Below are 20,031 nucleotides of genomic sequence, written 5' to 3'. Positions count from 1 at the left end.
GGGAGTCCGACGACAGGGCCTAGAGGCGGCCCCCGCAACGGGCGGCCTGCCACGCGCACTTATCACCCTCCGGCTTGGGGAAGCCGGAGGGAACGTATAGGGGGAGCAGGGATCCATGGCCAACTTCTCGAAGTCGAACGTGCCGCAGTTCTCGGTCGACGTGTACCAGAACGAGTACATGGCGGAGGGCGCACGCGAGGTCAACGCGATCGCCACGGTCACCTCGACCGGCGGCGGCACGGTGGGGTCCGCGGTGAGCGCCCCGCACCTCTACTCGGTGGGGCAGACCCCGGACGCGGCCGTGGCGATCATGGTCGACTGCTCCGGCTCGATGGACTACCCGCCGACGAAGATGCGCGGCGCCCGCGACGCCACGTCCGCCGCGATCGACGCCGTACGTGACGGAGTCCACTTCGCGGTGATCGGCGGCACCCACGTCGCCAAGGAGGTCTATCCGGGCAACGGCCGCCTGGCGGTCGCGGACGCGCAGACCCGGGGGCAGGCCAAGCAGGCCCTGCGCAAGCTCAGCGCGGGCGGCGGCACGGCGATCGGCACCTGGCTGCGCCTGGCCGACCGGCTCCTGTCGTCGGCCGACGTCTCGATACGGCACGGAATCGTGCTGACGGACGGCCGCAATGAACACGAGTCACCCGAGGACCTCCAGGCCTCGCTCGACGCCTGCGCGGGCCGCTTCACCTGCGACGCCCGCGGTGTCGGCACCGACTGGGAGGTCAAGGAGGTCACCGGCATCGCCTCCGCGCTGCTCGGCACCGCCGACATCGTCGCCGACCCCGCGGGCCTGTCCGCCGACTTCACGCAGATGATGGAGGCGGCGATGGGCAAGGAGGTCGCCGACGTCAGTCTGCGGCTGTGGACGCCGATGGGCGCGGAGATCAAGTTCGTCAAGCAAGTGGCGCCCACGGTCGTGGAGTTGACCGACCGCCGCACGGAGGCGGGACCGCGCGCCGGGGACTATCCCACCGGGTCCTGGGGCGACGAGTCCCGCGACTACCACATCTGTGTCGAGGTGCCGAACGCCGAGCTCGGCCAGGAGATGCTCGCGGCCCGCGTCTCGCTGATCGTGCCGCAGCCGGACGGCAGCGCCCAGACGCTCTCGCAGGGCCTGGTGCGGGCCGTGTGGACGGACGACATGGCCGCTTCGACGTCGATCAATCCGCAGGTGGCGCACTACACGGGCCAGGCGGAACTGGCCCAGGTGATCCAGCAGGGCCTCGATGCGCGCAAGTCGGGCGATATGGATGGAGCAACGGCCAAACTGGGCCGTGCGGTTCAGCTCGCCAGCGCCTCGGGCAACGAGGACACCGCGAAGCTGCTTTCGAAGGTGGTCGACGTGGTCGATGCCGTGGCAGGTACTGTTCGATTGAAGGCGAGGGTTGCCGAGGCCGACGAGATGACTCTCGAGACGCGGTCCACGAAGACTGTTCGCGTGAAGAAGTAGCTCCACCCGTACTCATCAGTAGCCCCACAAGCAGCACGTACGGCCCCACAGGGCCGGAGAAGGAGAGGGGGAAGCGCCGACATGCCGACCTGCCCGAACGGACACCAGTCGGGTTCCGACGACTGGTGCGAGGTCTGCGGTCACCGCATGGCCGGTGCCGTACCGCCGCCTCCGCCGCCGCCCCCGGCCGCTCCCGGTTACGGCTACCCGCCGCCGGGCCCCGGCCAGGACCAGGGATATCCGCAGGCCCCCGGCCAGAACGGCGGATACGGATACCCCCAGCAGGCCCCCGGCCGCCCGCACCTGTCGGCCGTGCCGGACCAGGCCGCCGAGGCCGAGCTCTGCCCGCAGTGCCGCACGCCCCGCGAGGCGAACGCGCCGTTCTGCGAGGAGTGCCGCTGGAACTTCCTGACGAACACGGCGACCTCGTACACCCCGGCCGCCCCGCACCCGCCGAACCCGGCGCAGCAGTTCCAGCAGCCTCCCCCCGGCCAGCAGCCCCCGCCGGGCCACCAGCCCCCCGGCACCCAGCCGGGCCAGGACCCGTTCGGGTACCAGGGCTCGCGGCCCTCGCAGATGAACCGGCCCGCCGAGCCGATCCCGCCGTTCGGCAACGGCAACCCGTCCGGCCAGGTGCCCCCGCCGCCCTACGGCGGCGGTGACCAGTCGGGCCCGCCCCCGCAGGCGTTCCAGCAGCAGGGTCCGCCGGCGCCGCCCGCGTTCCCGCAGGAGACCGGGACCCCGCCGCCTCCGCAGCCGCAGCAGCCCGGTCCCGGCGGTCCGTCCTTCGGCGGCGACGACGACTGGATGCTCCCGCCGCCCTCGCAGTCCGCTCCGGCTCCCGGCGCTCCGCAGGCTCCCCAGCAGGGCGAGTGGGGCCAGCAGCAGCCGCAGCAGACCCAGGCTCCGCAGGGCCCTCCGGGCTACCAGGCGGTGCCCGGTCCCAGCACCGGCACGGTCACCTGGTCGGCGACGATCGGTCCCGACCGTGAGTACTTCATGGCGATGATGCACCGCAGCGGTCCCGAGGCGTCGGGCCTGAACCTGCCCGCGTACTCGCCCGAGCAGCAGCGCCCGCTGGCCGGCAACCAGATCACCATCGGCCGCCGCAGGCACTCCACCGGAGACACCCCGGACATCGACCTGTCGGTGCCGCCGGAGGACCCCGGGGTCTCGCACCAGCACGCGGTCCTGGTCCAGCAGCCGGACGGCAGCTGGGCGGTCGTCGACCAGAACTCGACCAACGGCACCACGGTCAACAACGGCGAGGAGCCCATCCAGCCGTTCGTCCCCGTGCCGCTGCAGGACGGCGACCGGGTGCACGTGGGCGCCTGGACGACGATCACCATCCGGCACAGCTGAGGGCCACGTCTCCCGGGCTCACGCGAGTGGCCAGGCGTACGGCCCTTCGGGGTCGTCGAGCCAGGCCCACTCGTGCGGCCCGCGGACAGTGACACCGAACCGCTCGCGCACCGGCCGGCCCTCGCGCTGCCACAGGGCGAGCGCCTCGTAAGGATCGAGGCTCCCGGCCGTCAGTTCGAGCAAAAAACGGAAGAGTTCGTGTCGCAGGGCCCCGCGCGGCAGCCCCCCGAGGTGCTGCTCGTGCGGGGCCCTTGTGCTGCCGCCCCGCAGCGGCACGAAGTACGCGGGGGTGTGCAGGAAGCGGCCCTCGGCGTGCTCGGCGTCCTGGACCGTGAGCGCGATCAGGCCGGTGGCCAGCGGGGCCAGGATGCGGGCGCCGGGGCGGCACTGGGCCAGCCAGGGGCGCGGCACGGAGGTCAGGGTGCAGGTCACGATGATCCGGTCGTACGGAGCGCGCTCGGGGCACCCCGCGGTGCCGTCGCCGGTGACGACGGCCGGGTGGTACCCCGCGGCCGTGAGATGGCGCCGCGCGGACTCGGTGATCTCCGGGTCCAGGTCGACGGTGGTCACGTGCTCCTCGCCGAGCCGGTGGGCGAGCAGGGCCGCGTTGTAGCCGGTGCCCGCGCCGATCTCCAGGACGTCGCAGTCGCCGTCGTGCAGATCCAGCTCCTGGAGCATCTTCGCCATCAGGGACGGCTGGCTGCTGGACGAGAGCAGCTCTCCGTCGCGTACGCGGGTGGCGAGCGGGGCGTCCGCGTAGGCGCCGTGCAGCCAGCGTGCCCGGCGTGCGGGGTCGGGGTCCTCACCCCAGAGGCGCTCGTGGCCGCCGCCCGACGAGGTGACGTAGTAGTAGGGCACGAACAGGTGCCGCGGGACCTGTTCGAACGCCGCACGCAGCTCGGGGTCCCGCGTCCAGGCACCGCTGGCCTCGATCTCGCGGACCAGGGCGGATCCGGCCTCCGCGGCGAGAAGGGGGTCGACTGTGGGTCCCATATAGCCACTGTGCTGCGGTATGGCCCGCGATGCGAGCGGCAGGACGTACCGATCCGGAGGAGATCGGTCCCTCTCCGGAGGGCGTGAGCGCCGGTCCGCGGGGCGTGAGCGCCGGTCCAAAGGCCGAGGGTCCTAAGCCTTCCGTCCTCGGCCGCCCCGTCTGAGACCATGGACGGTGTGAAAGAGATCCCGCGCGGCACGCTTCAGGAGCAGACGTTCTACGAACAGGTCGGCGGCGAGGAGACCTTCAGGCGCCTGGTGCACTTCTTCTACCAGGGGGTCGCGGAGGACCCGCTGCTGCGGCCGATGTACCCGGAGGAGGACCTGGGTCCTGCCGAGGAGCGCCTCGCGCTCTTCCTCATGCAGTACTGGGGCGGCCCCCGCACGTACAGCGACAACCGCGGCCACCCCCGGCTGCGGATGCGCCATGCCCCGTTCACCGTCGACAGGGCCGCGCACGACGCCTGGCTGAAGCACATGCGGGCCGCGGTCGAGGAGCTGAAGCTCTCCGAGGAGCATGAGCGGACGCTGTGGAACTACCTGACGTACGCGGCGGCGTCCATGGTCAACTCCGAGGGCTGACGGCTCTCCCCGCTCTCCCCACCCCCCTTCCCGAACTGCCTGCACTCTGAAAGCATCCGTACAGACTTTCGGGGGCGAAAGCGTACGGCACGGGCACGGGGGGTCGCGGGGGCTGTGACGGGGTTCCTCTTTCTGCGCGTGCGCGCGCATCGGCTGCTCCTCGCCGCCGCGCTCCTCGCCGTCCTGCTCACCACGGCGGTCCTGGCCACGCTCACGGCGTTCTCCGGTTCCATCGGGGACGTGGCGCTGCGGCACAGCCTGCGTACGCGCTCGGCGGCACCGGCCTCGCTCGTCGTGCGGGCCCAAGTGCCGCCCGGTGCGCGGGAGTCGGCGGACCGTGCGGTGCGCGAGGCCGCGCGGCGCACGTTCGACGGGCTGCCGGTGGGGCTGCGGTCGCTGTCCCGTTCAGGGCCCTACGCGCTGCCGGGCGTACGTGCGGGCGCCGAACCGGACCTCACCCATTTCGCCTCGCTCGACCGGTCCAGGATCCGTCTGACCAAGGGCAGTTGGCCTTCTCCGTACGACACGAACGAGACGAACGAGACGCACGAGACGCACGAGCCGTCGCGGGGCAAGGGCAAAGAGGTCGAGGTCGCCCTCCCCGAGGCGGCCGCCGCCCGTCTGAAGCTCCGCCCCGGCTCCGCCCCGATCACCCTCACCGACCGGCTCACCGGGCCGAAGGTCACCGTCCGGGTGACGGGCGTGTACCGCCCCGCCGACCCCACCGAGCCCTACTGGCAGCTGGACGATCTCGGTGGCCGCGGCGTGCGCGAGAGCGTCTTCCTGACGTACGGGCCGCTGCTCGCCGACCCGTCGGCCCTGGGGCACGTCTCGGCGGACCGTACGCAGTGGCTGGCCACGGCGGACTTCTCCGCCATGACCACGGACCGCGTCGACGCACTGCGCGCGGCGGCGAAGAGCGGTCCGGCCGCGCTGGTGAAGTCCCGTTCCCTGGGCGGCAGTCCGAGCGCGAGCACCGCACTGCCCGACGTCCTGGACCGGGCCGAGCGCGCGCTCCTGGTGTCCCGTTCGACGCTGCTGATCGTCGCCCTTCAGCTGATCATGCTCGCCGGGTACGCCCTGCTGCTCGTGGCCCGGCTGCTCAGCAGGGAGCGCGGCGGCGAGACGGGCCTGCTCCTGGCGCGCGGCGGCTCGCGCGGCCGGGTGGTCTGGCTCGCCACGGTCGAGGCCCTGCTGCTCGCGCTGCCCGCCGCACTGCTCGCGCCGCTGCTCGCGGGCCCGCTGACCCGGCTGCTCGCGGGGCAGGGGGCGCTGGCCCGGACGGGGGTGCGGCTGGAGGGGACGGCGGGCGTGGACGTGTGGCTGATCGGCGTGGTCGCGGCCCTCGGCTGCGCGCTCGCCGTGGTCGCGCCCGCGCTCTCGGCGGACACCGGGTCGCTGCGGCGGACACGGGCGGCCGCGCTGCCCGCACCGCTGCGGGCGGGCGCCGACGTGGGTCTCCTGGTGATCGCGGCGGTGGCGTACTGGCAGCTGGACGGCAGGACGTCCGGCTCGGGTGCGCTGAGCGACGACGGCACGGGCACGCTCGGCATCGACCCGCTGCTGGTGGCCGCGCCCGCCCTCGCGCTCCTCGCGGGCACGGTCGTGACGCTGCGCCTGCTGCCGCCCGCCGCGCGTCTCGCCGAGCGGCAGGCCGCGCGGGGGCGCGGTCTCCCCGGTGCGCTCGCGGGCTGGCAGCTGAGCCGCCGCCCGCTGCAAGGTGCGGGGCCCGTCCTGCTGCTCGTCCTCGCCGTGGCGATGGGCATGCTGGCGATCGGGCAGAGCGCGTCCTGGGACCGCTCGCAGGAGGACCAGGCCGACTTCAGGGCCGGTACGCAGATCAGGGTGGTCGGCAGCCGGGTCCCCGAGCAGCGGCAGCCCGAGGTCTACGCGTCCCTGCCGGGCGTGCGGGAGGCCGCACCCGTCGCGCGCTCCACGATGGACCTCTCGGGCAACCACCAGGCGACGGTGCTCGCCCTGGACGCCGCGCGGGCGGTGCCGGGGCTGCTGATCCGCGAGGACCGCGGGGAACGGGCGGCGATGGCCGATGCCTTGAAGTCGCCGAAGCCCGGGGCGGTCGTCACCGAGCGGTTCCTGCGGTCGAGTGGGGCGGATGTGGGCTCCCGGATCGATGTGCCGCTGGGCGGCGGCTCGTTGCGGGTGACCGTCGTCAAGGCGGTTGCGGAGCTGCCGACCACGGGGGCGGCCGACGGGGGCGAGGGCGTGGACGCGTCGGACGGCGGGGGCGAGGGCACGGACGCGTCGGACGGCGGGGCTCTGCTGCTCGACCTGCCGGGCGTGAACACGCTGCTCAAAAGGGACGGCGAGCGGCCCCTGTCCCCCACGGAATGGTGGCTCACCACCCGCCCCGGCGCCTCCGCCCAGGCAGCCGACGCCCTGCGGGCCCGCCCCGACATCGACCCCGAACAGGTCCTGGTCCGGGACGAGATCGCCGCCGAGCTGCGCGACGACCCGCTGGGCGCGGGACCGCAGTCCGCGCTGCTCGCCGTGGCGGTGGCGGCCGCCGCGCTCGCCGCCGTGGGCTTCGCCGTGAGCGCGGCGGGTTCGCTGCGGGAGCGCTCGGCGGAGTTCGCGGTGCTGCGCGCGCTGGGTGCCCCGCGCCGTCAACTGGCCCGCCTGATCGCGGCGGAGCAGGGCTTCCTGCTCGGCCTCGCCCTGCTGGTGGGCATGGCTCTGGGCGCGGTCCTGACCCGCGCGGTCGTCCCCTTGATCGTCCTCACCGGCGAGGCCACCCAGCCGGTCCCGCCGGTCCTGGTGGAGCTGCCGCTCCCCCACGTGGCCACGCTCCTCGCGGCGACGGCGGCCGTCCCCCTCCTGATCATCGCGGCCCTCGCCCTGCGCCGGGGAGACCCGACGGTGTCCCTGCGGCACGAGGGAGGCAACTGACGTGCGCCCCAGCTCTGTTGCGCCCTGGACCCGCACCCGCCTGCGCGCCGCGCCGCTGCCCGCGCTCGCGCTCGCCCTGCTGGTCCTGGCCACCGCCTTCCTCGCCGCCGTCTTTCCGCGCGCGGTCGACGCGTACGAGGGCGAGGGGGTGCGCGGCGCGGTCTCCGGAGCCGGGACCGCACGCACCGGGATCGAACTCGGCGCACCCGCCCCCGGGCTCGACGCGGACCAGCGGGAGCGGGAGGACGCGCTGCGGGGCACGGCCCTGCGCGACCGGTACCGCCAGGTCGTCGCGGCCATGCCCCGGCCCCTGCGCGTCGACCGCGCGCAGTCCGCGTACGGCGCGCAGACCCTCGAACCGCCCGCCGGGCTCGACCGCTGGCTCCCCAGCCCCGACTTGATCGCCCCGCAGTTCACCCTGGCCGCGCAGGCCGGTGTCGACGCCCACGCGCGCGTGCGCGAAGGGCGGCTCCCCAAGGGCGAGGGGCTGACCTCGGACAGCCGCCGAGTCGAGGCCTCGGTGACCGAGGAAACCGCCCGCGCCATGAAGCTCCGGGTCGGCTCCGCAGTCCATGTGGACACCGTGCTCGGCGAGCGCGTCACCGTGCGGATCACCGGGATCGTCGAACCGCTGCGCCCCAAAGGGGCCTACTGGTCGTACGACCCGATCCTGCGCACCCCTTCGCTGATCGACGTGCCGGGCAACAACGCCCAGGAGCCGAAGAAGCGTTGGCACGCCGCGCTGCTGCTCGCGCCCGACGCGGGGTCGTTCCTGCCCGCCGTCGACCAGAACCCGCAGCGGTACTGGCGTCTCGCCCCCGACCCGGGCGCCCTGACCGCCGGCGACGTCCCCGCCCTGAAGCGGCACATCGCCTCGCTCGAAGGCGGGCCGCTGCGCACCGAGTTGCGCGGCTTCACGCATGACGACGCGATGGTCTCCACCGAGCTCGACAAGGTCCTCGCCGGGTACGAAGGGCTGCGCGACGCCGTGACACCGATCGTCGCGGTGGCCGCGTACGGCATCGGCGGGGTCGCCGTCGTCGTCCTGATGATGACCTGCTCGCTCACCGCCGTACGACGGCGGAGCGAACTGGCGCTGCTCCGGGCGCGCGGTGCGTCGGTACGCGGTGTGGCGCTGCGGCTGCTCGCCGAGACGTCGGTGGTGGCGGTGCCCACCGCCGCGCTCGGGCTGCTGCTCGCGTTCCTGGTCGTGCCGCACGCGCGCGCGTGGCCCCCGATCCTGGCGGCGGCCGGGGTGTGCGTACTCGCCTGCGCCGCGCTCCCGGTCCGTGCCGCGTTCTCCCACCGCAGGCAGCGGGCGCACGAGGGCCGCGACGATCTGGTGACGGCGCGCCCTTCGCGGCGCCGGACGGTGGCCGAACTGGTGCTGCTGGTCCTGGCGGTGGGGGCGGTGGCGACCCTGCGGCGAGGCGGGCTCGGGGACTCCGGCGAGCCAGGCAGCGGGGGCGGCTCGGCGGGGTGGCTGGTCAGTGCCGCGCCTCTTCTCGTCGGCGGTATCGCGGCGCTCCTTCTCGTACGGCTCTATCCGCTGCCCCTGCGCCTCTTCGCTCGCCCGCTCGCCCGCCGCCGCGGCGCCCTCGGGTTCCTGTCGACGGCGAGCGCGGGCCGGGCGTCCGCCGCCCAGGCGCTGCCCCTGCTCGGCCTGCTGCTCGCCCTGACGACGGCGGCGTTCGGCGGCTCCGTGCTGACCGGCATCGCCGACGCCCGCGACCGCACGGCACTCCTCGCGGTGGGCGCGGACGTCCGCGTGGACCGCGCCAACGGCACCCTGCCCGCCGCGCTCGCCGCCGAGATCCGCAGGACGCCGGGCGTGGGCGAGGTGGCGGCCGTCCACATCGACTGGTATCTGCGGCTGCCCGATCAGACGACCGTCCCCTTGGTCGCGGTCGACCCGGCGGTGTACGCGCGGCTCACCCGCGCGACCGGCCTCGGCCCCTTCGGGGACGACGAGTTGGCGGCGGGCGACGGCCGCCGGGCCACCCTTCCCGCCGTGGCGTCGCCGGACGTGGCCCGGCAGCTCGGCAAGGGCGCGCACAGCTTCCGTACGCCCACCGGGTCCTTCAAGGCAGCGGTCCGCGCCGTCCGGGACAGCACCCCCGCCCTCCCCACGGGCAGCGCGTTCCTCCTGATCGACCGCGACCGGCTCGACCACCCCGCGGACACCGCGCTCCTGGCCACCGGCGCCGCGGGGGAACGGATCGACGCGGCGGCCCTGAAGCGGTCGGTGCGGGCCGCGGGCTCCGACGTCGAAGCGACGTTCCGCGCCACCGAACGCGCCTCGCTCACCGACTCCGCGCTCCAGTCGGGCGCCGAGCGCATCTACGTGGCGGCGGTCGCGGCGGGCGCCGGATACGCCGTACTGGCCGTTCTGCTGGCCCTCCTGCACTCGGCACCGCAGCGGGCCGCGCTCCTGGCCAGGCTGCGCGCCCTGGGCCTGAGCAGGAGCCAGGGCCGTCGCCTGCTGGTCCTGGAGTCGCTGCCGCAGGCGCTGCTCGCGGCGTGCGGCGGGGCGTTGGCGGGCTGGGCGGCCATCGCGCTGCTCGCCCCCGGCGTCGACCTGGCCCAGGTCGCCCTCGCGGCACGCGGCGCCCTCGCGGGGCTCGGCGACGTGACGCTGCGGGCCGATCCCTGGTCCTTGCTGCTGCCCGCCGCGGGCGTGGTGGTCCTCACGGCCGGGGTCGCCTTCGTACAGGCGTGGTGGACCGCGCGGCGCACGGCCGCGATCGAGCTGGAGCGTTGACGTGTTTGTGCGCTGACGCGTTTGCGCGCTGACGCGTCTGTCCGTTGACGCGGTGAAGACAGGAGACAGGAGAACCAGATGACGCCCGACACGACCCGCACCGCCACCATGTCCTCACTCGCGGACCTCGAAGCACGGGCCGCCGCCCACCGCGACCGCCCCGTCTACGGCCACGACGCGCTGATCACCTGCGACCGCCTGGTCCGCATCTTCTCCACGGACGGCGTCGAGGTGCAGGCGCTCCAGGGGCTCGATCTCCTGGTCCGCGAGGGCGAGTTGATGGCTCTGGTCGGCGCGTCGGGCAGCGGCAAGTCGACGCTGATGAACATCCTCGCCGGGCTTGACGAGCCGACCGCGGGCTCGGCCCGGGTCGCGGGCCGCGATCTCCTGGCGATGGGCTCGAAGGAGCGGCTGCGCTACCGCAGGGAGGTCGTCGGCTTCGTCTGGCAGCAGACGGCACGCAATCTGCTGCCGTATCTGACGGCCGCACAGAACGTGGCGCTGCCCATGCAGTTGAAGGGAGGCCGCCGTACGACCCGCGCGCGCAAGGCCGAACGCGCCGCTGAACTCCTGGAGTTGATGGCGGTGTCCGACATCCGCGACCGCCGTCCGCAGCAGCTCTCCGGCGGTCAGCAGCAGCGCGTCGCCATCGCGGTGGCCCTCGCCAACAACCCGTCGGTCCTGCTGGCGGACGAACCCACCGGCGAGCTGGACTCGCACACCGCCGAGCAGATCTTCGCCGCCTTCCGCACCGCGAACGAGGAGCTCGGCACCACCATCGTCATCGTCACCCACGACCAGGCGGTCGCCTCGGAGGTCCGCCGCACGGTCGCCATCCGCGACGGCCGCACCTCGACGGAGGTCCTGCGCCGCACGGAGGTGGACGCGTCGACGGGCCAGGAGTCCGTGACTTCGCGCGAGTACGCGATGCTGGACCGCGCGGGACGCCTCCAGCTGCCCGCCGAGTACACGGCGGCGCTGGAGATGCGGGACAGGGTGGCGCTCGAACTCGAACGGGATCACATCGGGGTGTGGCCGGACGACGAGAACTGAGGCGTGCATGTCGCTCACGCAGACGTATCGCTCAAGCAGGCATATCGCTCACGCAGGCGTGACGGTGAGCCCTCCGACGCCGGCCCGGCGCACGGCGATCGACCCGTAGTTCGTGCGCAGCCGCAGCCACGGCCCGGACGACAGCAGGTCGAGCGAGTCCCCCCGCAGGAATCCCAGGGCCTGCGCGGCATGCGCGGCCCGCACGGGCAGGCCCGTGTCCCCGATGGTGCGGGACCAGATCTCCCGGCCCAGCTGGTCGAGCTCCGCCCGGACCCGCCGCTCCTGCGGCAACTCCTCGACCCGGGACTTGAATTCGGCGACCGCGGCCGCCACGAGCCTCCGCACGGCGTCCGCCGGCGGCAGCCCCTGCTCCGGCTGCCAGCCGCCCCGAGGAGGAAGAACCCCGGCCCACGGCGGCCCGGTGACGGCCTGCGGCACCAGGGCCACCCCGGCCGACTCGACGGACTGGGCCGACTCCCCCACAAATTCGAGGAGTTCACCGGCGGAGACGGTGACATCGAGCGAGGACTCGATCCCGTGCTCGTACGGCTTCGCGAGCCGCGCCGTACGGATGGCGAGCACTTCGAACGACGGCGGCCTGCCGAACACGGCGAGCGTGTCGCCCGCCGCCTGCAGACGGACCGCGGCGGCCTTGTCGTAGTGGATGAGCCGGGCCAGGAAGGCGGCGAGATCCCCCGCCTCCCCGGCATCCGCGAAGTGCAGCTGCGCCGTCATGCGACGAGCGCCTCCGAGCCTCCGGCGACATCGCCGTCGTCGTCCATGAAGGTCAGGAGCACGGCCTTCTCCTCGGCGGTGATCCGCCGCGGCCGCTGCGCCTCCAGGTTGAACGGCACGACGATCGTCGTGGCCCGCACGTACACCTGCTCGGGGTCCTTGACCTCGTACGAGATCGTGAGCGAGGCAGCGCCTATCTTCGTCACCCACGACTCGATGGTCACCGGCGAGTGCCGGTGGACCAACGGCCGTACGTAGTCGATCTCATGGCGGGCCACGACGGACCCGCCCGAGAACGACGGGCTGCCGTCCCCCGGTGCGAGCCGGAACATGAAGTCGATCCGCGCCTCTTCCAAGTACCGCAGGAAGACGGCGTTGTTGACGTGCCCGAAGGCATCCATGTCCGACCACCGGAGGGGGCAGCTGTAGATATGCCGACTCATGTCAGTCTCAGCCTCAGTCTCAGCAGTCTCAGCCCCGAGTGAGCTTCTTGTAGGTGGCGCGGTGCGGACGGGTCGCGTCGGCGCCGAGCCGCTCAACCTTGTTCTTCTCGTAGGACTCGAAGTTGCCCTCGAACCAGTACCAGTTGGAGTCACCCTCGTAAGCGAGGATGTGAGTGGCGACCCGGTCGAGGAACCACCGGTCGTGGGAGATCACGACTGCGGCACCCGGGAACTCAAGGAGCGCGTTCTCGAGCGACGACAGGGTCTCGACGTCGAGGTCGTTCGTCGGCTCGTCGAGGAGGAGCAGATTGCCGCCCTCCTTGAGGGTCAGCGCCAGGTTGAGGCGGTTGCGCTCACCACCGGAGAGCACGCCGGCCGGCTTCTGCTGGTCCGGGCCCTTGAAGCCGAAGGCGGAGACGTACGCCCGCGAGGGCATCTCGACCTGGCCGACGTTGATGTAGTCGAGCTCGTCGGAGACGACGGCCCACAGCGTCTTCTTGGGGTCGATGTTGGCGCGACCCTGGTCGACGTAGCTGACCTTGACCGTGTCACCGATCTTGATGCTGCCGGAGTCCGGCTGCTCCAGACCCTGGATCATCTTGAACAGCGTGGTCTTGCCCGCGCCGTTCGGACCGATGATGCCGACGATGCCGTTGCGAGGCAGCGAGAAGCTCAAATCATCGACGAGCACCTTGTCGCCGAAGGCCTTCGACAGATTCTCGACCTCGACGACAATCGACCCGAGCCGCGGGCCCGGCGGAATCTGGATCTCCTCGAAGTCCAGCTTCCGCATCTTGTCCGCCTCGGCGGCCATCTCCTCGTAGCGAGCCAGACGCGCCTTGGACTTGGCCTGACGCCCCTTGGCGTTGGACCGCACCCACTCCAGCTCTTCCTTGAGCCGCTTGGCGCGCTTCTCGTCCTTGCGGCCCTCGACCTTGAGGCGGGTGGCCTTCTTCTCCAGGTACGTGGAGTAGTTGCCCTCGTACGGGTGGGCGCGACCGCGGTCGAGCTCCAGGATCCACTGGGCGACGTTGTCGAGGAAGTACCGGTCGTGGGTGACCGCGACGACAGCGCCGGCGTACTGGGAGAGGTGCTGCTCCAGCCAGTTCACCGACTCGGCGTCGAGATGGTTGGTGGGCTCGTCGAGGAGCAGCAGGTCGGGCGCCTCGATGAGGAGCTTGCAGAGCGCGACGCGGCGCTTCTCACCACCGGAAAGGGTGGTGACGGGCCAGTCGCCGGGCGGGCAGCCGAGCGCGTCCATGGCCTGCTCGAGCTGGGCGTCGAGGTCCCACGCGTTGGCGTGGTCCAGGTCCTCCTGGAGCTTGCCCATCTCGTCCATGAGCGCGTCGGAGTAGTCGGTCGCCATGAGCTCGGCGACCTCGTTGAAGCGCTTGAGCTTGCCCATGACCTCGGCGGCGCCGTCCTGGACGTTCTCCAGAACGGTCTTCGTCTCGTCGAGCTGGGGCTCCTGCATGAGGATGCCGACGCTGAACCCGGGAGCGAGGAACGCGTCACCGTTGGACGGCTGCTCGAGCCCGGCCATGATCTTCAGCACCGTGGACTTACCGGCGCCGTTGGGACCCACGACACCGATCTTGGCGCCAGGAAGGAAGCTCAGGGTGACGTCATCAAGAATCACCTTGTCGCCGTGCGCCTTGCGCGTCTTGCGCATGGTGTAGATGTACTCAGCCAAGAGAAACCGTCCGGCAATCAGTGAGTGGGCAGATACACCCCATCTTGCCTGACAGCCACCTACCGGGGGAAACCAGTATGGCCCGGGGGCCATGACCTGGACGTTCATCGCCTGGTTGGGTAGCTGACCTGCCACTGACTGTCATCATTGGTCGCTGCTGAGCAACTTCGGACGGCCCAGGTATATCCGCACTGGGGAAGCAACTGCTGCAATCGCATGATGGACCAGACTGTTGCGGTCGCCGTCATCACGGCCGGAGCTGCAGTGAGCGCATCCGGTCTGACGTCATGGATCGCCATGCGTAACGCGCGACAGCAAGTCGAGCAACAGCTTCTTCTCGCCCGGGAAGAGCGTACCGATCGACGGGCTGCCGAGCACCGAGCGGCCCGAAGAGATGCCTACGCGCACTTCCTGTCCGAAGCCATCTCCACAGCGGCGACGATCCGCCAGGCGCGCGAGCAGGACATCTCAGAGGAACTGTTCCAGAGTCACTATGCAGCGGCCTCAGAGTCTTTGACACTGCTTCTTCAAGCAGGGGTGCCTGCACTTATCGAGGGTCCTGCGGAGGTTGCCAAAGCCGTGCGGGAGGTTCGATCCGCCCTTAGAACCGAACTGGAGGCCGTGCTTGCAGCTCACGAGCAGACCGGAACCATGGATGCAGCGCTAGAGGCGGCGGATCAACGGCGGAGCGCGGTGGGAGCCATGAGCACAGTCGCGCGAGCAGCCTTGGGCGCCAGCATCGACTCGCATTGACTTCTCCGAAGGCACACACCTCCGCGGCTATCGCTGCGAATGCTTAAGCTCACGCCGCTCACGCTGGGGCCACCAGGTAGGCACTGCCCCGCTAGCGATTGATCGGCACCTCGTAGACGATCTCGCACAGAGCAGCGGGCACCACGATGTCCGCCGTTTCCACGGGCTGGCCCTCGTCGCTGTAGTAGGTCCGGCGGATGTGGGTGACCAGCGCCGCCTTCTGGATACCCAGGAGCGATGCTTCCTCGGCGGTCGCCTGTCGCGGCTCCGGCTGCTCCACCGCGTGGCTGACGGTGATGCCGATCTCGGCCATGCGGTTCACGACGCCCGCCCCGGCGTGCGGGCCCCCCTCGGGAAGGACGACGAGAGTGCCGCCGGTGATCTCGTACGGCTCCCAACTCGTCGACAGCTGAACCGGCTTACCGTCGGCGAGGAACTCGTAGGCAGTACGGACGCACAGATCACCCTCGGCAATCCCGAGACGCATGGCGACCTCGGCCGGCGCCGGGACTTTGGCATCGGTCCGACTCTCCCAGTCCCCTTGCCTACCCACGGCCTTCATGTCCGCACGGAACGGGGAGCTCTGGGGCTGCTCGCGCGCCGCCGAACGGACAACCCGCACACGCTTCCGGGGCTCGGCAACGTAGGTGCCAGAACCGGCACGCCCCTCCAGCACCCCCTGGGAGATCAGCAGCTCCTGGGCCCGGCGCACCACGTTCTCGCCCACGCCGCACTCCTGGGCGATCTGAGCGCGGGAAGGGAGCCGATCTCCGGGCGTCCACACGTGCTCCGCGACCCGCCGCCGGAGCTCGTCGGCGATGCGGAGATAAGGAGGCTGCTCAGGCATATGGAAAATCTAGTCCACTAGCCCTAATCTAGTTAACTAGCTTAACTCAAAGTGATCGCCGGTGGCGGAGGCTGCCCTGTGCCTGCTTCAGAAGTGAGCGCGGAGGCCATCGCAGCTCGGTTATCGACCCTCGGGCTCCCCACGCGCCTGGAGGAGCACGACCAAGAGACGTCGATCGAAGCGGAGGTACCGGAATCGCTCTCCGCCGAGTCATGGCGGGAGGCCCTGGAAGTGGTGGCGACGGCCGACCGATTCGGACTACTCGCCACCAGCTTGAACAGCCGCACCCTCTGGGCGGTCGTACGCAAGGCGGACCCGACGACGGCCGATGCCGACGGCCCAAGCCATCAGCGATAGGAGCTGAAGAGCGTTTTCATCCGTACCGAACGTGCCCCCTTACTGATCTCCAAGGAGCGCGCACAACAACACTCGACAGACGAACTCCGCCACGCGGCTAGCTGGAACACCCTGGTGGGTGCCCGCTGATGCCACTCAACCCACAGCCCCGCATCAAGCACACTCAGGCCGCCCCCTATCGGTCGAGCGCGTGCCGGATCGGTACGCACCACGCGTGCGCGGAGCCCTCCCCCGCGACAGCACCGGTTGACGTCCCCGTGGTCTACGAGGCATGCGATTGCCCCTGCCACGCGACGGCCAACCAACCAGCCCCTGCGGAGGCATCGCAGTGAGGACATGGACACCCAGCGGCGCGCTGGCCTCCACGGTCGAGATCACCGCAGCCAGCGTGTTGCGCGGCGACGTCATCCAGGTTGGCGGCCAGCCATGCCGTGTGATCGACCTCGTTCAACTGCCGGGCGGCGCTAAGCAACTCGTATTTGAATCAGGCGAGCTGCTGACCATGCACCCGCGAAGCCGACTCGCCGCCCTTCGGATGACGAGAAGAAGGTGATCCAACCAGTGCCTTCTCGCCGCCACAGCATCGCCGACGACCTCCGCAACCAGATCACGACGGGCTGCCTCAAACCCGGCGAACGCCTCCCCTCCGAGACCCAACTAGCCGCCCGGTGCAACGTCAGCACGGCAACGCTGCGGAGCGCTCTGGCGGTAGTCCATGGAGAGGGCCTGATCGAGAAGATCCACGGCAAGGGGAACTTCGTTCGTCGCTCCCTCCGCAGAATCACCTACGTCGGAGGCTGGGGCACGCAGGAGCAGCCACAGACCGCTCCTGACCCAACTCTGCGCATCACAGTCCGCGCCACCAAGATTCGAGCACGCGGACAACTGACGGACCTATTGCGGGTGCCGACCGGAAGCCCCCTGACGGAGTTCCTCTGCCTCAGCTACGAGGCAGAGTCGCCGCACAGCTTGGCCCGCGTCTACATCCCTCGCGACCTGGCGCCGGCCGCCGTACTCAACGACCCGCGCCCGTACGAGGGAGCAGCGGAGAGATTCGCAGCACTGCACCCGGCATCAGCGGAGATCCGGGAGACAGTCAGCGCCCGCCTCCCGACGCCAGAAGAAGCCTCAGCCCTTCGAATCAGCTCCGCCCTAGCGGTTCTCGCAATCACACGCGTGACAGCCGACGACATCACTGGGCGCGTAGTCGAGGCCGCGCTCTTGATTCTCCCAGGGGACCGCGCAGATGCGGTCTTCACCACCAACCACGTGATCGACGAGGGACTGACGGAAAGATGACAACCCGAAACGAGCTGCGCCTCCTCCCCTGGTCGGGACCTGAGGGCAAGCCCTGCTACCTCAGCACCGACGACAGCGATGGCCACATGTCCCGCTTGGCAGACAACATCGAGGCGGTACAGATCGGCATGGCAGCCGAACTGCTGCAGCAGGCACGGGAAATACTGGACAACGAGGATGCGGAGCTGGAGGCGCTGCGACTTCTAGCGACGGCCCTGACTGCAGCCCTACGGGACGCGCTTCGTGTAGCGACCAGCCGCGGTCACCTCTTGGCGGCGAGGGAGCCTCCCCGCTCCTGAGGGGGTAGCCGGAAGGCGCCACCCCCTCGCCGAGAACTTCAGTGATGAGTAGCGCAAGAGAGGGAATCCCGTAGAGGGCCCGGGCTTGTCGCAGTCAAGCCAAGTTGGTCGAATACGCCATCAGTGTCCCCAGTTTGGGAAGCTGCGATCATTTGCAACCGCTCTTCGGGCATTGGCCTAGACGAACGACCGTGCCGTGGCCGCGTCGGGCTCGGCTGGTTTCGCCGTGATTCCCGCTGTTCTATGCTCCACGTGGTGGGCTCGTGATGCGACAACAGTGCGGGTGTTCGCGCACGGGGCATCCAGCTGCAACGCCTCGTTGGGTAGCAGGGAATCGCCTGGGCCAGGTGCATGAGCAATTACCAAGCGCCAGAGCGTAGACATGTCCCGTTTCTCCGCCTGCTGTGCATCTGCCGATCGTTCCACGGACATGATGCGCGGCATGAAGTTGCCGGCGAAACGGCTCGCAAGCATGGTGATTCTGGCTCTTTCTGTTGCTGGATACGCCTTGCTGCTCTGGCGCGGGCCGTGGTGGGTCGATGGTTCACATCTGCGTGACCAGAACCTTGAACCCGCCGACGGAATCGTGATCACCGGATTTCGCACTGCGCTTGTCGCGCTCGGTGCTGGAATCTTCGCAGGCGGGTCTTTATTACACACATCGAACCTTGCAACACACACGCGAAACTTTGGATCACACGCGCGCCAAGGACCGTGAGGAATCCGAACTAACGCGGGAGGGTCAGGTAACGGGACGCTATGTTGAGGCCATCAAACTCCTTGGCTCGGGTAACCCTACGCAGCGTCTCGGAGGGATCTATTCTCTGGAGCGGATCATGCGTGATTCGCAGAGAGATCGGTCGACCATCGTGGAGGTACTCGCGGCCTTCATTCGCACATCGGCTCGAAATGCCAGTGACGCGACTGATACGGAGAGGGCAGAGACAGAAGAGCCGACTTCGATTGCAGAAGATGTTCATGCGGCATTGGCGGTCATCGGCAGGCGACCAACTGACTGGGAAACCGCTTCACCTGATCTTGCACACACTCAACTCCAGAGCGCAGAGCTCGCGCGGGCTCACCTCCCGGGCGCTAACTTTCGGGGAGTCAATCTCCAGGGAGCAGACCTCACAGAAGCGAACCTCCGGGGTGCGGACCTTCGGGAAGCGAACTTGCGGAAGGCGCGCTTACAGGATGCGCAACTACAGGGTGCTCAACTACAAGAGGCCGATTTTCGGGACGCGCACCTTGTAGGTGTGAACCTCTGGAGAGCGAACCTCTGGAAGGCGAACTTGCAAGGTGCAAACCTACAGGAAGCCAACCTCGTGCGTGCCAACCTCCGGGGAACGGTACTTCGCGGTGCTTATCTTCAGGGGGCGAGCCTTCGGCAAGCAGACCTATGGCTTGCTAATCTCCAAGGGGCACACCTTCAGGATGCAAATCTTTACGGAGCAGACCTACAGGAGGCAATTCTTCGGGGTGCAAATTTATGGAGCGCGAATCTCCAGGATGCCAACCTTCAGGGCGCTCGCCTGCAAGGCACAGACCTAATGGATGCAGTCCTCCGGAGAACGGACCTTCGCAGAGCAAGAGAGTTAGATATGACCAAGAGACTAACTGCAGCTCAGGCTGCCGAAGCACTACTTGACGTAACGACCGTCCTTCCGGCAGAAGTTGCTGGAGACCCACTGATCAAAGCACGCATCCGCGAGAGCAAACAGATCTCCCCGGAGTGACCGCATGTGCCAAACTAGGGTTCGTGAGAATTGGGACACTACGTAAGGCGCTCTCAAAGTTTGTCGATGAATGCAAGGTAGACGCCGTGCTGAAACCGGGAACGAGAGGGAAGGGATACAACACCGAGCAGGGGACGGCCCGGACCGATTCGCCGACCAACACGCTTTCCAACTGTGGTGGTGGGGCTTGAGGCTCCGAACGGGGCCGTTCACCTGCGTTCATGTGCGACCGGCCGTGAGAGTGGCTACCGACTTTCGTCCCGTCTGAACGGCCGTGAACGGCGCTGAATGAGACGGAAGCGGGCCTCCTCCTTCAGGGCCTGAGCCGGTTCTGCTGAGGGTCGAAGCAGACCAGCCCCATTGAGTCCGCGAGGGTCGCCGCGTAACCGGAGGCCTCCTCAGCCATGCTCCAGCGCATCGGGAAGTAGACGAGTGGGCCGCGTGCCTCCCCGATCAACGGCCCCGTTGACCAGGGGGAGGTGTCCTCCTCATCCTCGGTCACGTCACACCACCGCTCCAGGAGGGCAGCAACGTAAGCCGCTATGCGTTCGGTCGGTGGATGCTCCGCATCTGTATCGACGTAGCACTCATAGAGGCCGGTGAACGCTCGCGCGGCTGCCTTGCCGTCCGCAGGGCGCTCGCCCTCCCACACAGCCAAGTCGTAGCTCATGCCCGGAGGCTCTCACGCAGCACTGACAGGCCGACCTTGTTGGTGACCTAGGGCTAGTTGTGCTTCTGAGACCGTGCGACTG

The 20,031-nt window shown here is 69.9% G+C and carries 19 protein-coding genes; 13 read left to right on the top strand and 6 right to left on the bottom strand.

The features are described from left to right. The first annotated feature begins 115 nt into the window (after positions 1-115). Both M4V62_RS27375 and M4V62_RS27370 read left to right on the top strand, forming a co-directional pair. On the top strand, positions 116-1,459 hold the full coding sequence (locus M4V62_RS27375; protein ID WP_249589868.1) for a VWA domain-containing protein: 1,344 nt from the start codon (positions 116-118) through the stop codon (positions 1,457-1,459). 81 nt (positions 1,460-1,540) lie between these two features. Further along, positions 1,541-2,821, top strand: a complete 1,281-nt coding sequence (locus M4V62_RS27370) for an FHA domain-containing protein (RefSeq protein ID WP_249589867.1) — start codon at positions 1,541-1,543, stop codon at positions 2,819-2,821. Positions 2,822-2,839: 18 nt separating this feature from the next. Here the strand turns inward: M4V62_RS27370 and M4V62_RS27365 are convergent, their stop codons facing one another. Beyond that, positions 2,840-3,814, bottom strand: coding sequence for a methyltransferase domain-containing protein (locus M4V62_RS27365; protein ID WP_249589866.1), 975 nt, complete (start codon positions 3,812-3,814; stop codon positions 2,840-2,842). 168 nt (positions 3,815-3,982) lie between these two features. On the opposite strand from M4V62_RS27365, the gene M4V62_RS27360 reads away from it, so the two are divergent. The 4 genes from M4V62_RS27360 (at position 3,983) to M4V62_RS27345 (ending at position 11,117) form a co-directional block, all read left to right on the top strand. Beyond that, the gene (locus tag M4V62_RS27360) at positions 3,983-4,396 is read left to right on the top strand and encodes a globin (protein WP_249589865.1); all 414 of its coding nucleotides are present in this window, start codon (positions 3,983-3,985) and stop codon (positions 4,394-4,396) included. 114 nt (positions 4,397-4,510) lie between these two features. Beyond that, on the top strand, positions 4,511-7,303 hold the full coding sequence (locus tag M4V62_RS27355; protein WP_249589864.1) for an FtsX-like permease family protein: 2,793 nt from the start codon (positions 4,511-4,513) through the stop codon (positions 7,301-7,303). A 1-nt stretch (position 7,304) separates the two neighbouring features. After that, on the top strand, positions 7,305-10,064 hold the full coding sequence (locus M4V62_RS27350) for an FtsX-like permease family protein (RefSeq protein WP_249589863.1): 2,760 nt from the start codon (positions 7,305-7,307) through the stop codon (positions 10,062-10,064). 78 nt (positions 10,065-10,142) lie between these two features. Next, complete coding sequence (locus M4V62_RS27345; protein ID WP_249589862.1) at positions 10,143-11,117, top strand: ABC transporter ATP-binding protein; 975 nt, start codon at positions 10,143-10,145, stop codon at positions 11,115-11,117. Positions 11,118-11,165: 48 nt separating this feature from the next. Here M4V62_RS27345 and M4V62_RS27340 read toward each other — a convergent pair whose 3' ends face one another. The 3 genes from M4V62_RS27340 to ettA are packed head-to-tail and all read right to left on the bottom strand — an operon-like array spanning position 11,166 to position 13,988. Beyond that, positions 11,166-11,852 (bottom strand): DUF8185 domain-containing protein, encoded by a 687-nt coding sequence (locus M4V62_RS27340; protein ID WP_249589861.1) that lies wholly within the window; start codon positions 11,850-11,852, stop codon positions 11,166-11,168. Then, positions 11,849-12,295: an acyl-CoA thioesterase gene (locus M4V62_RS27335; RefSeq protein WP_249589860.1), complete on the bottom strand. Its 447-nt coding sequence runs from the start codon at positions 12,293-12,295 to the stop codon at positions 11,849-11,851. The genes M4V62_RS27340 and M4V62_RS27335 overlap by 4 nt, the downstream gene beginning before the upstream one ends. A gap of 28 nt (positions 12,296-12,323) precedes the next feature. After that, complete coding sequence (gene ettA / locus M4V62_RS27330; RefSeq protein ID WP_249589859.1) at positions 12,324-13,988, bottom strand: energy-dependent translational throttle protein EttA; 1,665 nt, start codon at positions 13,986-13,988, stop codon at positions 12,324-12,326. A gap of 219 nt (positions 13,989-14,207) precedes the next feature. On the opposite strand from ettA, the gene M4V62_RS27325 reads away from it, so the two are divergent. After that, entirely contained in the window at positions 14,208-14,741 is a 534-nt protein-coding gene (locus M4V62_RS27325) for a hypothetical protein (protein ID WP_249589858.1), read from the top strand. Between the two features lie 91 nt (positions 14,742-14,832). On the opposite strand, the gene M4V62_RS27320 is transcribed toward M4V62_RS27325, so the two are convergent. Next, positions 14,833-15,588 (bottom strand): GntR family transcriptional regulator, encoded by a 756-nt coding sequence (locus tag M4V62_RS27320; protein WP_249589857.1) that lies wholly within the window; start codon positions 15,586-15,588, stop codon positions 14,833-14,835. A gap of 78 nt (positions 15,589-15,666) precedes the next feature. On the opposite strand from M4V62_RS27320, the gene M4V62_RS27315 reads away from it, so the two are divergent. The 6 genes from M4V62_RS27315 to M4V62_RS43940 all read left to right on the top strand — a co-directional run bounded on the left by M4V62_RS27315 (position 15,667) and on the right by M4V62_RS43940 (position 19,279). Next, positions 15,667-15,945 (top strand): hypothetical protein, encoded by a 279-nt coding sequence (locus tag M4V62_RS27315; protein WP_249589856.1) that lies wholly within the window; start codon positions 15,667-15,669, stop codon positions 15,943-15,945. Positions 15,946-16,273: 328 nt separating this feature from the next. Then, positions 16,274-16,498 (top strand): hypothetical protein, encoded by a 225-nt coding sequence (locus M4V62_RS27310; RefSeq protein ID WP_249589855.1) that lies wholly within the window; start codon positions 16,274-16,276, stop codon positions 16,496-16,498. Positions 16,499-16,506: 8 nt separating this feature from the next. Then, on the top strand, positions 16,507-17,244 hold the full coding sequence (locus M4V62_RS27305; protein WP_249589854.1) for a GntR family transcriptional regulator: 738 nt from the start codon (positions 16,507-16,509) through the stop codon (positions 17,242-17,244). Beyond that, a complete protein-coding gene (locus M4V62_RS27300; protein ID WP_249589853.1) occupies positions 17,241-17,543 on the top strand; it encodes a hypothetical protein in 303 nt (100 codons plus the stop codon). Before M4V62_RS27305 ends, M4V62_RS27300 begins: the two co-directional genes overlap by 4 nt. A gap of 382 nt (positions 17,544-17,925) precedes the next feature. Then, positions 17,926-18,261 carry a hypothetical protein gene (locus M4V62_RS27295; protein ID WP_249589852.1) on the top strand — a complete coding sequence of 112 codons (336 nt, stop codon included), beginning with the start codon at positions 17,926-17,928 and terminating at the stop codon, positions 18,259-18,261. A 118-nt stretch (positions 18,262-18,379) separates the two neighbouring features. After that, positions 18,380-19,279, top strand: a complete 900-nt coding sequence (locus tag M4V62_RS43940) for a pentapeptide repeat-containing protein (RefSeq protein ID WP_425574988.1) — start codon at positions 18,380-18,382, stop codon at positions 19,277-19,279. A gap of 313 nt (positions 19,280-19,592) precedes the next feature. On the opposite strand, the gene M4V62_RS27290 is transcribed toward M4V62_RS43940, so the two are convergent. Further along, positions 19,593-19,949 carry a M14 family metallopeptidase gene (locus tag M4V62_RS27290; RefSeq protein WP_249589851.1) on the bottom strand — a complete coding sequence of 119 codons (357 nt, stop codon included), beginning with the start codon at positions 19,947-19,949 and terminating at the stop codon, positions 19,593-19,595. Positions 19,950-20,031: the final 82 nt, after the last annotated feature.

The sequence above is a fragment of the Streptomyces durmitorensis genome (assembly GCF_023498005.1).
GTDB classification, from domain to species: domain Bacteria; phylum Actinomycetota; class Actinomycetes; order Streptomycetales; family Streptomycetaceae; genus Streptomyces; species Streptomyces durmitorensis.
This window is presented reverse-complemented; position numbering and strand designations above follow the sequence as displayed.